This window comes from Streptomyces rapamycinicus NRRL 5491, from assembly GCF_024298965.1.
GTDB classification, from domain to species: domain Bacteria; phylum Actinomycetota; class Actinomycetes; order Streptomycetales; family Streptomycetaceae; genus Streptomyces; species Streptomyces rapamycinicus.
Window position 1 is genome coordinate 10,647,248 of sequence record NZ_CP085193.1, and the last position, 13,889, is coordinate 10,661,136.

Sequence of the window (13,889 nt, forward strand, 5' to 3'; positions counted from 1 at the left end):
CCATCGCACGGTGGTCCAGGGCGGACGGCTTCGGCCGGGGCCGTTTCCGTGCCGTTTCCGCAGGGCCAGCTTCGGCCCTCGCCCGTATCCGCCGGGCTGCGGCCCCACTCCGGCGGGCCCGGGGGAGCCCCCAACGGCGGCGGCCTGCCCGAGCGGCGCCCGGAGCGGCGCGCTGGGCAGGCCGCGCGCCGCGGTCAGCTCGTCCGGGGGCCGCGGCGGTCCTCGGCGGGCGGGGCCTCGCCTCGTACCCGTATCGGGTAGCCCACCTCGCCGCCGCCCTCGCGCTCGATCGTCACCTCGCCGTCCCGCAGCCGGGTGGTGAAGCGCAGCAGTTCCGGCTTCTCCCAGCCGTCGCCCGTGTCCACGGCCAGCGAGCCCGTGCCCGCGCCCTTGCGGCCCTGGCTCGGGGTCCACACCTCCAGCTCCACCCCGCCGTCCGGCGCCGCCACCGGCACCACCGAACCGGCCCGGGCCAGGACCGGGATGCCCGACAGGGGAGCGTCCAGCACCACCTGTCGGGGGCCGTGGTACGCCCGGCCCGTCACCGTGTCGTACCAGCGGCCGCGCGGCAGCCGGACCGGACGGCGGCGGGCGCCCTCCTCCAGAACCGGCGCCACCAGCAGCGCGTCCCCCAGCAGAAAGGCGTCCTCGCAGTCGCGCAGCGCCCGGTCCTTGGGCGTCCGCCACCACACGGGCCGCACATACGGGGCGCCGGTGCGCGCGGCCAGCTGTGCCAGCGTGGTGAAGTACGGCAGCAGCCGCTGCCGCTCGCGCAGCGCCGCCGCCGCGTGCTCCAGCACCCGCGACCCGAACTCCCACGGCTCCCGCCGCCCCGCCGAGATCGCCGAATGGGTGCGGAACAGCGGCAGATACGCGCCCAGCTGGAACCACCGCAGATACAGCTCCGGCGAGGGAAACCCCGTGAAGCCACCGATGTCGGGCCCCGAATACGGCACCCCGGACAGGCCCAGCCCGATCACCAGCGACAGCGAGGCCCGCAGCCCCGCCCAGCCCGTGGCCACATCGCCGGACCAGCTGCCCCCGTACCGCTGCAGCCCCGCCCACCCCGAGCGGGAGAACAGAAACGGCCGCTCGTCGGGGCGCAGCTCGCACAGCCCCTCGTAGCCCGCCCGCGCCATCGCCAGCCCGTAGACGTTGTGCGCCTCGCGGTGGTCGCCGCCCCGGCCCTCCAGGGCGTGCCGGGCCGAGCGCGGCAGCGTGGTCTCGCCGAAGGCGGCGAACGACACCGGCTCGTTCATGTCGTGCCACACCCCGGAGAAGCCCTGCGCCAGCCGCTCCGCGTACAGCCCGCCCCACCACTTGCGCACCCGCGGATCGGTGAAGTCGGGGAACGCCGACTCACCCGCCCACACCACTCCGCGCACCTCACGCCCCCGGGCGTCGCGGACGAAGACGTCGTCCGCCGCCCCGCTCTCGTACACCTCGTTGCCCGGCTCCGCCTTCACCGCGGGGTCGACGATCGACACCAGCCGCACCCCCTCCTCGAGCAGCTCGGCGGCGAGCCCCGGCAGATCGGGGAAGCGCGTGCCGTCCACCGTGAACACCCGGTGGCCGATGAGGTGGTCGATGTCCAGATGCAGCGCGGACAGCGGCAGATCCCGCTCCCGGTAGCCCGCCACCACCCGCCGGACCTCCTCCGCGTCGCGGAACCCCCAGCGCGCGTGGTGATGGCCGAGCGCCCACCGCGGCGGCACCGCCGGGGCGCCGGTCAGCGCCGTCCAGCCGTGCAGCACCCGCGCCGGGGTGGTGCCCACGATCACCCAGTAGCGCAGCGGGCCGCCCTCCATCCGCGTCCGGCAGCTGCCGGGCCGGTCATGGCCGGAGCCCGCGCCCTCCTCGCCCTCCCGCAGGGTGACCGCGCCGTCCCAGGAGTTGTCGTGGAACACCAGATGGGTGCCCGCGTCGGCCACCACGAGCTGCACCGGCATGGTCAGATACAGCGGATCGTCCCCCGGCTCGAAGCTGCCGCCGGGATCGGTGTTCCACAGCCGGTACACCCCGTCCCGCAGCCGGGGCCCGGAGGCCCGTCCACCGAGCCCGAAGAAGCGGGCGTCCGCGGCCACTTCGGACAGCTGGAGCCAGCGAGCACCCTCCCCGCCCAGCCCCGGTCCGAGCCCTGGATCCACGGGCCGGGGCGCCGCCCCCGGCTCCGCGGATCCAGGCGCCTGCCCCGCCTCCGGCTCCGCGAGCCCTGACTCGGCGGATCCCGCCCCAGCCGCCCCCGGTCCCGGCTCCGTAAGCCTTGGTTCTGTACCCGGCTCTGCGAGCCGCGGCGCGGGGGATCCAGCCCCCAGCCCCGGTTCCGCGAGCCCCGCCCCCGGCCCCGGCTCCGCGAGCCCCGCCCCCGGCCCCGGCTCCGCGAGCCCCGCCCCCGGCCCCGGCTCCGCGGACCCCGCCCCGAGCCCTGACTCCGCTCCCGGCCCCACGGGCCCCACCGGCCCCATCGGCCCCCGCGCCCCGGCAGGCTCCCACCACCGCGGCGGCAGATCCCGCCGCAGCACCACCCCGCCCGGGGTACGCACCTCCACCGTGCCGGTCCGCCCCACCGTCACCGTGACCCGCTCGGACACCACCCGCCAGCCGCCATCGGTGTCCGGCTCCAGCTCCGCCCGCTCGTCCGCTTCCGGGCAGGGTCCGTCCAGCGCGTACGAGGGCTCCGGCTCGGCCCCGTCCCAGCCGCAGAACACCGCGCCGCCCGCGGTCACCCGCACCCGCAGCGAGGACCGCGCGAACCGCACCAGCCCGCCCCCGGGCTCCGGATCGGCCCCCTGCACCGCACCCGGCACCCGGGCCAGCTCGGTGCCCCGGCGGGGCAGCGCGGCCGCGTCGGAACGCCGACGCCGCCACGCCGAGCGCAGTGACCGCAGCCCCTGCGCGGTGCAGAGCACCCTCACCGACCGCACCAGCTTCTCCGACCGCACCAGGTCACGCGCATCCATACTGATCAGCCTGCCATTGCCGACGCCCGGCAGGGATATGGTTCAACTGCCGTTCACCTGTGGTCCTCGCACATGATCCCGCCCTGTGATGTGGAGTGGCGCCCCTGGTGCGGGAGTCGATCACATGGCATCGTCCTGACCGGACGCATACGAGGCGGATGTGCCACTCACGGACACATCCGACGCGGACAGCCCGGGAGCCGACACCCATGACCACCGCAGCCCACTCCGACCACCGGCCGCACCCCCTGTGGCAGCCCGGCGCGGACCGGATCGCCCGGTCCCGGCTGACCGCCTTCCACGCCTGGGCGGCCGAGCGTCACGGTGCCCCCGCGCCCGGCCCCGACGACCCGACCGCGAGCTACGCCGCGCTGCACCGCTGGTCGGTGACGGAGCTGGAGACCTTCTGGCGGGCGGTCGCCGAATGGTTCGAGGTGCGCTTCACCACCCCGTACGAGCGGGTGCTCGCCGACGCCACCATGCCCGGCGCCCGCTGGTTCCCCGGAGCCACCCTCAACTACGCCGAGCACGCCCTGCGCGCCGCCGAGGACCCCGCCCGCGCCGACGACCCCGCGCTGCTCCACGTCGACGAGGTCCAGGACCCGCGCCCGGTGAGCTGGGCCGAGCTGCGCGGCCAGGTCGGCGCGGTCGCCGCCGAGCTGCGCCGCCTCGGCGTCCGCCCGGGCGACCGGGTCAGCGGCTACGTCCCCAACATCCCCCAGGCCACCGTGGCCCTCCTGGCCGCCGCCGCGGTCGGCGCCGTATGGACCTCCTGCGCCCCCGACTTCGGCGCCCGCAGCGTCCTGGACCGCTTCCAGCAGGTCGAACCGGTGGTGCTCTTCACCGTCGACGGCTACCGCTACGGCGGAAAGACCCACGACCGCACGGCGACCGTGACCGAGCTGCGCGCCGAGCTGCCCAGCCTGCGCGCCGTCGTGCACATCCCGCTGCTGGGCACCCCCGCCCCCGAGTCCACGCTGGTGTGGGACGACATCGTCCGCGAACCGGCGGAGCCGGTCTTCGAACAGCTCCCCTTCGACCACCCCCTGTGGGTGCTCTACTCCTCCGGCACCACCGGCCTGCCCAAGGCGATCGTCCAGTCCCAGGGCGGCATCCTGCTCGAACACCTCAAGCAGCTCGGCCTCCACTGCGACATCGGCCCCGACGACCGCTTCTTCTGGTACACCTCCACCGGCTGGATGATGTGGAACTTCCTGGTGTCCGGGCTGCTGGTGGGCGCCACCGTCGTCCTCTACGACGGCAGCCCCGGCCACCCGGACACCGCCGCCCAGTGGCGCGTCGCCGAACGCACCGGCACCACGCTCTACGGCACCTCCGCCGCATACGTCATGGCCTGCCGCAAGGCGGATGTCCACCCGGGCCGCGACTTCGACCTCTCCGCCGTGAAATGCGTCGCCACCACTGGCTCCCCCCTGCCGCCGGACGGCTTCCGGTGGATCCACGACGAGGTGGCCGAGGACATGTGGATCGCCTCCGTCAGCGGCGGCACAGACGTCTGCAGCTGCTTCGCGGGCGCCGTGCCCACCCTCCCCGTCTACATCGGCGAACTCCAGGCCCCAGGCCTGGGCACCGACCTCCAGGCGTGGGACCCACAGGGCGAACCGGTGGTCGACGAGGTCGGCGAGCTGATCGTGGCCCGGCCCATGCCGTCGATGCCGGTCCGCTTCTGGAACGACCCCGACGGCATCCGCTACCGCGACAGCTACTTCGAGATGTTCCCCGGCGCCTGGCGCCACGGCGACTGGATCACCCTGACCTCCCGAGGCACCGTGATCATCCACGGCCGCTCCGACTCCACTCTCAACCGCCAGGGCGTCCGGATGGGCTCCGCCGACATCTACGAGGCGGTGGAACGCCTCCCCGAGATCCGCGAATCCCTCGTCATCGGCGTCGAACAACCCGACGGCGGCTACTGGATGCCCCTCTTCGTCCACCTGGCCCCCGGCGCCACCCTGAACGAGGAACTCCTGACCCGCATCAAAACCACCATCCGCACCCAACTCTCCCCCCGCCACGTCCCCGACGAGGTCATCGAGGTCCCCGGCGTCCCCCACACCCTCACCGGCAAACGCATCGAGGTCCCGGTCAAGCGCCTCCTCCAGGGCACGTCCCTCGACAAGGCGGTCAACCCGGGCTCGGTGGACGATGTGGAACTGCTGCGGTACTACGAGCGCTTGGCCCAGGGGAGGCGCCAGGCGGGCGCGTAAGCCTTGAGTCCGCCCGATACGGGCCCCTCGCCCGATACGGGCCCCTCCGGGCCCTCGGTCCCCTCTGGCCCGCCGGCTCCTTCCGGCCCCCCGGTTCCCTCTCGCCCCCGGCCCCTTCCGGCCCCGGTCCCCTCTGGCCCCCAGTCTCCTCTGACCCCTCGGCTCCCTCTGGCTCCCTCCGGCGTTCGAAGGAGCTCTGGTGGAGCCGCACTCCGGGGCTTGGGGGCCCAGGGCGGAGCCGCACATCCAGCCCCTCCGGCGTTTGAGGAGCGGGGTCCAGGGGCGGAGCCCCCGAAACGGGGTCTGGGGCGGAGCCCCGGCGGGGGCCGGGGCCGCGCCCCGGTTCGGGAAGGGGCGAGGTGGGGAAGAACCCCCGCCTACCCCCCATACGTCGCCTGCGCCTCCCCCAACACCCCCGCCACATCCCCCGCCAACACCCCCGCATCCGCCTCCCCCAACCCCGCCGTCGTAATCCGCACCCCCGCCCCGGCAGCCAGCCGAAACCTCGCACCGGCCGCCACCCACCACCCCCGCGTCCGCAACCCGTTGACCACCGCCGCCTCGTCCCGCACCGGCACCCACACATTCATCCCGCTCGCCCCGTGCGCGGCGATCCCCCGGGCCGAGAGCGCGGCCAGCAGCGCCTCACGCCGCCGGGCGTAGGCGGACCGGGCCGCGGCCACCAGGGCCTGGGTCTCCGGGTCGGTCATCAGCCGGGTGACCGTCTCCTGCAGCACATGGCTGACCCAGCCGGAGGTCAGCAGCATCCGGCCGTCATGGCGCGCCAGCGTCGTACGGTCGCAGGCGAGCGCGCCCCACCGCAGGTCGGTCCCCAGGTGCTTGGAGACGGTACGCACATGCGCCCACCGCGCCGGACCGGCCTCGCCACCCGCGCTGACCGAGCCACCCCCCCCCCCCCCCCCCCCAGCCAGGCTGTACAACGGCACCCCCGCCACATCCGCCGCATGATCATCCTCGATCACCAGCACCTCACCCGGCGCCTCACCCAAAACCCCCAACAGCGCATCCCGGCGTCCCGCCGAGAACCAGCCACCGTAAGGGTTCTGCCCACGCGGGCTGCAGATCAGCGCACGCGCCCCGGCCCGCAGCGCGGTCCGCAGCGCGTCCGGCCGGATCCCCTCGTCGTCCACGGCCACCGGCACGGTCCGCAGCCCCAGCGCCGGGACGAGGTCCAGCAGATGGTGGTAGCCGGGGTCTTCCATCGCCACCGCGTCGCCCGGCCTGAGCTCGACGGACAGCAGCCGGGCCACGCAGTCCAGTGCGCCATGGGCGAAGGTCAGGTGCTCGGCGGGCACGCCGTCGCGCTCGTACCAGGCGCGGGTCAGCTCCTCCAAACCGGCCAGCCGGGGCTGGGCGCGGTGCGACCGCACTCCGGGGGAGAGCCGGGCGGTCGGCAGCAGAGCGGGCAGGAAGGCGGGATCGGGGTGACCGCCCGCCAGATCGCGCACCCCCTCCGGCACCGGCGGCGGGCGACGCGAGGCGACGGCGGGCATCGGCGCGACCACCGTGCCGCCCCGTCCCTGGGTCACCACGATCCCGCGCCGCCGCAGCTCCTTGTAGGCGGTCGCGACGGTGCCGGGACTGATGCCCAGCCGCTCCGCCAGCCGGCGCACCGGAGGCAGCGCGGTACCGGGCGCCAGCGCCCCTTCCACCACGCCCTGTTCGACGGATGCGGCAATTCCCTTGGCCGACGCACCGGTGATCTCATATTGTGTCGCCACAGAAAGCACTCTGTATCAATACAAAAGAGAATGTCAAGGGGGACCAGGGTGGGCAAGCCAACGCGCCGCACCGCGCTCAGCGACCGCATCCCCGGCGGCCGGGACGGCCGACGCATGCTGATCGTCACCTTCGTCGACCGGATAGGCTCCGGCCTGTGGGGCGCGACCGCGACGCTCTACTTCACCTTCGCCGCCGGGCTGAGCACCGCCGAAATCGGCGTACTGCTCGCGGTATCCGGAGCCATCGGCATCGCGGGCCCGCCCCTGGGCGGCCTCCTCGCCGACCGCGTCCGGCTGCGCCCGCTCCTGATCTCCGTCCAACTGGTGCGCGCCGCCGCCTCATTGGCCCTCCTCACCACCACCGACCTCCGGCTTCTGCTCGCCATCGCCTCGGTGGGCAGCCTCGGCGACCGCGGGGCCGCCGTCCTGACGAAGCTGTACGCCACCCGGGTCGCGGGCTCCGAGCGCGTCCGCTACCAGGCCATCAGCCGCACCGCCATGAACGTCGGCTGGGCCGTCGGCGGCCTCGCGGCGGCCGCGGCGCTCACCGGCGGCACGGTCACCGTCTACCGCTGGCTGCTGATCGGTGACGCGCTCTCCTTCGTCGCCTCCGCGTTGTTCACGCTCGGCTGCGCCGAACCGCCCTCGGCCTCCCGAATCGCGGCAAAATCCGCATCCACATCCGCATCCGCATCCGCATCCGCATCCGCATCCACATCCGCATCCGCATCCGCTTCCGCGGAACCCGGCGAATCAACCCCCGCGGAATGCGCACCCGCCCCCGCCGAACCCGAACCCGAACCCGCATCCGCATCCGTATCAGAGAAGACCACCGCCCCCAACCCCTGGCGCGACCGCCGCTATCTCGCCTACACCGCCAGCGAGGCCGTCCTCTTCCTCGACGACTCGGTCTTCAAGGTCGGCCTGCCGCTGTGGGCCGTGACGGCCACCAGCACACCGCATCAACTCGTCCCCCTGCTGCTCGTCCTCAACAACCTGCTTGTGGTGCTCTTCCAGGTCCCGCTCGCCCGCTTCGGCGCCACCTCGCACACCGCACGCACCTCGCTGTGGCCACTGGCCGGTGCCTTCCTCGCCGGCGGGGCCGCGCTGGCCGCCTCGACCGTCGGCGCGCCCTGGTTCGCGGCCGTCACGCTGGTGCTGGCCGCCACCGCCTTCACCGTGGCGGAGATGCTGCACGCCACGATCTCCTGGGAGCTGTCCGTGGTCCTCGCCCCGCCCACCGCACAGGGCGCCTACCTCGGCGTGCACGGTCTGGCCCAGGCCGTCCAGCGCAGCGCGGGACCCCTCGCGGTGACGGCGGCGATCGCGGCGGGCCCCCTCGGCTGGCTCGGCCTCGGCGCGGGGCTCGCCGCGGTGTGCGGCGCCCAGCGCCACCTGGTACGGGACCGTGGTGACGGAGCGTTGTCAGTGGTCCCGGTTACGGTGAGTGAGCACTGAACATCCGCGCTGAGGGGGAGTCATGGCGCACACCGGACGCAGGAGCCACCGGAACCGCCCGGGCGGGCACAGGAAGCCGAAGACACAGAAGCCGCGCACACGGCAGGGTACGAGGAGGCAGACCACCCGGCGCGCCCTCCGCAGAGAGGTGCCCAGCACCGTGGCCCTGCTCGCCGACGAGCGGGACTTCGCCGCCATGCGGCACTACGCGTCGTTCGCCTTCGATGACCACGGAGCGTATCTACGGGAGATGGAGGGGCTGCTGAAGGCGCTCGCCGCCAAGGGCGTCCACACCACCGTCGCCCTCTTCGATCCCGTCGCCTACGAGGAGTTCTGCGCGGACACCCGGCTCGACCCGGACGCCGCCGCGAGCCGCACGCGCTATACGGCCGAGCTGGCCGTCGCGGGCGGCACCGTCACCTACGAGGGCCAGCCGATCGCCCGCCTGGTGCCACGGCTCATCGGCGTGGCCGAGGAGCAGGCCACCTGGGAGTACGCCACGGCGCTGCTCTCCCGCGCCGGCCACCACGGGGAGTGCCGCGACGACACCACCGCCCGCGCCGCGTTCGACCGCGCCGGGGCCGCGCTGCGCGCGGTTGTCGAGGCGGTCGGGCCGGGCGTCCACCATCTGGTCTGCAGCGTCCCGGCCGATGGCACCTCACTGGTCGCCGTGCTCCACGCCGACGCACGGGAAGCGGGCCCGCCGAAGCTGGCCGAGCCCTCGGGGCTGATCTTCCGCACCGTCCTGGCCTGCGGTTTCGCCCTGCGTAGCCCCGGCGGCCTGGTGCTGCGCACCATCGTGGCGGACTCCCCGGAGACGGTCCGTGGCTGGGCGCTGCAGGACGGCTGGCTGCGCCCGCTGAGCGAGGCGGAGGTGTTCACCGCGTACTGCACCGACGCCGAGACCGGTGAACCCATCCCTCCGGAGCATGGCGTCGAATACCGGGCGGGCATCCCGCTCAGCCGCCCGGAATGACCGAAGGCGTCCCGCCACCCGACGGGACGCCTTCATGCACAGCTCAAAACCCACAGCTCAAAGCTTGCGGATCACAGCGCACACATCTCACAGCACACAGCACACAGCACACAGCACACAACTCACCGGCTCATTCGCCGGACAGCACCGCCTGCGCCGCCCGGCGGGCATCCTCCGCGGTGTCCGCCGCGCGCGCGGCGGAGGCGGCCCGCTCGCACTGCGCCAGCGTGTGCTTGGCCAGCGTCGCGCGCACATACGGAATGGAGGCCGCACCCATGGAGAGGCTGGTGACACCCAGACCGGCCAGCACGCACGCCAGCAGGGGATCGGAGGCGGCCTCACCGCAGACACCACAGCTCTTGCCCTCGGCCTGCGCGGCCTCCGCCGACGCCGCCACCAGGTCGAGCAGCGCGGGCTGCCACGGGTCCTGGAGCCGCGACACGGCACCGACCTGACGGTCGGCCGCGAAGGTGTACTGCGCCAGGTCGTTGGTGCCCAGTGACAGGAACTCGACCTCCTGGAGGATCGAGCGCGCCCGCAGCGCGGCGGACGGAATCTCCACCATCGCGCCGAACTTGGCCCGCAGCCCCGCCTCACGGCACGCGTCGGCGAACGCCTTGGCGTCCAGCCGGTCGGCCACCATCGGGGCCATCACCTCGAGATAGACCGGCAGCCCCTCCGACGCCTTGGCCAGCGCCGTGAGCTGCGTCCGCAGCACCTCGGGGTGGTCCAGCAGGGTGCGCAGACCGCGCACACCCAGCGCCGGGTTGGGCTCATCGGCCGGGGTGAGGAAGTCCAGCGGCTTGTCCGCGCCCGCGTCCAGGACCCGGACCACGACCCGGCCCTCGGGGAACGCCTCCAGCACCTGCCGGTACGCATCGACCTGCTTCTCCTCCGACGGCGCCTGACTGCTGTCGTCGAGGAAGAGGAACTCGGTGCGGAACAGCCCCACCCCCTCGGCGCCCGCCTCGACCGCCGCCGGCACATCGGCCGGTCCGCCGACGTTCGCCAGCAGCGGCACCTTGTGCCCGTCCGACGTCGCACCCGGACCGGAGGCGGCGGCCAGCGCGGCCCGGCGCTCCTCGGCGGCACGCGTCAACTCGGCCCGCTTCTCCTCGCTCGGGGAAACGAAGATCTCACCGGTGCTGCCGTCGACGGCGATCAGGGTTCCCTCGACCAGGTCCCCGGCACCGGGCAGCGCGACCACAGCCGGCACCCCCAGGGCACGGGCGAGGATCGCGCTGTGGCTGGTCGGCCCGCCCTCCTCGGTCACGAACCCCAGCACCAGCGTCGGGTCGAGCAGCGCGGTGTCGGCGGGGGCGAGGTCTCGCGCGATCAGCACATACGGCTCATCGCTGTCCGGCACACCAGGCATCGGCACACCCAGCAGCCGCGCCACGATCCGGTTCCGCACATCGTCGAGGTCGGCCACCCGGCCCGCCAGATAGTCACCGGCCCCGGCGAGCAGCGCCCGATAGGCGGCGAAGGCGTCGTACACCGCGCGCTCGGCGGTGCTGCCCACGGCGATGCGCCGCTCGACATCGGCGATCAGCTCCGGGTCCTGCGCCATCATGGCCTGGGCCTCGAGCACGGCCTGGGCCTCGCCGCCCGCCAGATTGCCGCGCGCGACCAGGTCGGCCGCCACGGCCTCCACCGCCTGACGCGCCCGCCCCTGCTCACGCGGCGCCTCATCGGCCGGAATCTGCTTAGCCGGCGGCTCCAGGACCGCCGTCCCCATATGGCGCACCTCGCCGATGGCCACCCCGTGGCTCACGCCGACGCCTCGCAGCGTTGTCTCCATGTCACCCGTCCCCGGTCGATACGGCGGAACCCCGCCATGGTGGATGTCGTACCCGCAGTGCGCCGCCCGGCCCGGTCCCCATCGGCCGCCGGGCGTACGCCCGGCTCACCAGTTGAAGAGTGTGTCGCCCGTCTTCACATCGACGTCCTCCTTGACGTCGGACAGGGCATCGGCCGTGGCCTCGAGCGCCACGATCGGGCAGATCGACGACTTGCCCGCGGCCACGGCGGTGGCCGGGTCCCAGCGCACGATCGCGTCACCGCGCTTGACGGTGTCCCCCTTGTTGATGAGGACCTCGAATCCCTCACCGTTCAGCTGCACGGTGTCGATGCCGAGGTGGGTGAGCACACCGTGCCCCTCCCCGTCCACGACGACGAACGCGTGCGGGTGCAGGGAGACGACGATGCCGTCGACCGGGGCCACGGCCACGAAGGGCTCGAGGACTGGGTCGATCGCCGTACCCGGACCGACCATGGCGCCGGAGAACACCGGATCGGGTACCGCTTCAAGTCCGATCACGCGGCCGGTGACCGGTGAGGTCACGCTGGTCATGGGAGCCTCCCGGGGGGTGAAGATTCATCACGCGCCGTCACCACCTGTCCCGGACAGCGCACTGCCCAGAAGAGTAAGTCATAGGAACTACGGATTCCGCACACGTGGCGCAGGCAGGAGGGGGTGCCCGGGCCAGGAATCGATTTGCCACGGCCGCGCGGGGCGCTGTACTGTCGTATCCCTGCCCACCGGATGAAGCACTGCGAACATCTGCGTGCACATCGAGGTTCAGGGCGGCGTCATCAGTTACTTGATCCAAATCTCGGATCCGCTTTCGCATGCCTTGCGAGAGACACGGGTACGGAGAGCCGGAAATAGTCTGATAGCGTGTGAAACACCGAAGGGAAGCGCCCGGAGAAGCCGGTGAAACGGTTTCGAAGGAAGCGTCCGTTCCTTGAGAACTCAACAGCGTGCTAAAAGTCAACGCCAGATATGTTGATACCCCGTCCATTGTTGGACGAGGTTCCTTTGAAGAAGAACACAGCGAGGACGTTGTGAACCATCGGATTATTCCTCCGGTGGTTCCGCTCTCGTGATGTGTTGCCGGGATAGCCCGGAAGCATTCACGGAGAGTTTGATCCTGGCTCAGGACGAACGCTGGCGGCGTGCTTAACACATGCAAGTCGAACGATGAACCGGTTTCGGCCGGGGATTAGTGGCGAACGGGTGAGTAACACGTGGGCAATCTGCCCTGCACTCTGGGACAAGCCCTGGAAACGGGGTCTAATACCGGATATGACTACCGACCGCATGGTCTGGTGGTGGAAAGCTCCGGCGGTGCAGGATGAGCCCGCGGCCTATCAGCTTGTTGGTGGGGTGATGGCCTACCAAGGCGACGACGGGTAGCCGGCCTGAGAGGGCGACCGGCCACACTGGGACTGAGACACGGCCCAGACTCCTACGGGAGGCAGCAGTGGGGAATATTGCACAATGGGCGGAAGCCTGATGCAGCGACGCCGCGTGAGGGATGACGGCCTTCGGGTTGTAAACCTCTTTCAGCAGGGAAGAAGCGCAAGTGACGGTACCTGCAGAAGAAGCGCCGGCTAACTACGTGCCAGCAGCCGCGGTAATACGTAGGGCGCAAGCGTTGTCCGGAATTATTGGGCGTAAAGAGCTCGTAGGCGGCTTGTCGCGTCGGATGTGAAAGCCCGGGGCTTAACCCCGGGTCTGCATTCGATACGGGCAGGCTAGAGTTCGGTAGGGGAGATCGGAATTCCTGGTGTAGCGGTGAAATGCGCAGATATCAGGAGGAACACCGGTGGCGAAGGCGGATCTCTGGGCCGATACTGACGCTGAGGAGCGAAAGCGTGGGGAGCGAACAGGATTAGATACCCTGGTAGTCCACGCCGTAAACGTTGGGAACTAGGTGTGGGCGACATTCCACGTTGTCCGCGCCGCAGCTAACGCATTAAGTTCCCCGCCTGGGGAGTACGGCCGCAAGGCTAAAACTCAAAGGAATTGACGGGGGCCCGCACAAGCGGCGGAGCATGTGGCTTAATTCGACGCAACGCGAAGAACCTTACCAAGGCTTGACATACATCGGAAACATCCAGAGATGGGTGCCCCCTTGTGGTCGGTGTACAGGTGGTGCATGGCTGTCGTCAGCTCGTGTCGTGAGATGTTGGGTTAAGTCCCGCAACGAGCGCAACCCTTGTTCTGTGTTGCCAGCATGCCTTTCGGGGTGATGGGGACTCACAGGAGACTGCCGGGGTCAACTCGGAGGAAGGTGGGGACGACGTCAAGTCATCATGCCCCTTATGTCTTGGGCTGCACACGTGCTACAATGGCCGGTACAATGAGCTGCGAAGCCGTGAGGTGGAGCGAATCTCAAAAAGCCGGTCTCAGTTCGGATTGGGGTCTGCAACTCGACCCCATGAAGTCGGAGTCGCTAGTAATCGCAGATCAGCATTGCTGCGGTGAATACGTTCCCGGGCCTTGTACACACCGCCCGTCACGTCACGAAAGTCGGTAACACCCGAAGCCGGTGGCCCAACCCTTGTGGAGGGAGCTGTCGAAGGTGGGACTGGCGATTGGGACGAAGTCGTAACAAGGTAGCCGTACCGGAAGGTGCGGCTGGATCACCTCCTTTCTAAGGAGCACATAGCCGACTGTGGGCAGATGTCCTGCACGGTTGCTCATGGGTGGAACGTTGACTATTCGGCACGGTTCTTC

7 protein-coding genes and 1 rRNA gene are annotated in these 13,889 nt (G+C 71.4%); 4 read left to right on the top strand and 4 right to left on the bottom strand.

What is annotated here, in order from left to right:
• Positions 1–194 precede the first annotated feature (194 nt).
• Positions 195–2,960: a glycoside hydrolase family 31 protein gene (locus tag LIV37_RS44255; RefSeq protein WP_243146044.1), complete on the bottom strand. Its 2,766-nt coding sequence runs from the start codon at positions 2,958–2,960 to the stop codon at positions 195–197.
• 209 nt (positions 2,961–3,169) lie between these two features.
• Between LIV37_RS44255 and LIV37_RS44260 the strand changes: the two genes are divergently transcribed.
• On the top strand, positions 3,170–5,188 hold the full coding sequence (locus tag LIV37_RS44260; protein WP_020873590.1) for an acetoacetate--CoA ligase: 2,019 nt from the start codon (positions 3,170–3,172) through the stop codon (positions 5,186–5,188).
• A gap of 377 nt (positions 5,189–5,565) precedes the next feature.
• On the opposite strand, the gene LIV37_RS44265 is transcribed toward LIV37_RS44260, so the two are convergent.
• Positions 5,566–6,930, bottom strand: coding sequence for an aminotransferase class I/II-fold pyridoxal phosphate-dependent enzyme (locus tag LIV37_RS44265; RefSeq protein ID WP_121823792.1), 1,365 nt, complete (start codon positions 6,928–6,930; stop codon positions 5,566–5,568).
• Positions 6,931–6,978: 48 nt separating this feature from the next.
• On the opposite strand from LIV37_RS44265, the gene LIV37_RS44270 reads away from it, so the two are divergent.
• Positions 6,979–8,388, top strand: coding sequence for an MFS transporter (locus LIV37_RS44270; RefSeq protein ID WP_020873592.1), 1,410 nt, complete (start codon positions 6,979–6,981; stop codon positions 8,386–8,388).
• A 22-nt stretch (positions 8,389–8,410) separates the two neighbouring features.
• Positions 8,411–9,364: a hypothetical protein gene (locus tag LIV37_RS44275; RefSeq protein WP_121823791.1), complete on the top strand. Its 954-nt coding sequence runs from the start codon at positions 8,411–8,413 to the stop codon at positions 9,362–9,364.
• 130 nt (positions 9,365–9,494) lie between these two features.
• Here LIV37_RS44275 and ptsP read toward each other — a convergent pair whose 3' ends face one another.
• Together ptsP and LIV37_RS44285 are read right to left on the bottom strand one after the other, a co-directional pair.
• Positions 9,495–11,165 carry a phosphoenolpyruvate--protein phosphotransferase gene (ptsP, locus tag LIV37_RS44280; RefSeq protein ID WP_121823790.1) on the bottom strand — a complete coding sequence of 557 codons (1,671 nt, stop codon included), beginning with the start codon at positions 11,163–11,165 and terminating at the stop codon, positions 9,495–9,497.
• 105 nt (positions 11,166–11,270) lie between these two features.
• Positions 11,271–11,717 carry a PTS sugar transporter subunit IIA gene (locus tag LIV37_RS44285; RefSeq protein WP_020873595.1) on the bottom strand — a complete coding sequence of 149 codons (447 nt, stop codon included), beginning with the start codon at positions 11,715–11,717 and terminating at the stop codon, positions 11,271–11,273.
• A 562-nt stretch (positions 11,718–12,279) separates the two neighbouring features.
• Between LIV37_RS44285 and LIV37_RS44290 the strand changes: the two genes are divergently transcribed.
• Positions 12,280–13,806: ribosomal RNA gene (locus LIV37_RS44290) — 16S ribosomal RNA — on the top strand.
• Positions 13,807–13,889 lie beyond the last annotated feature (83 nt).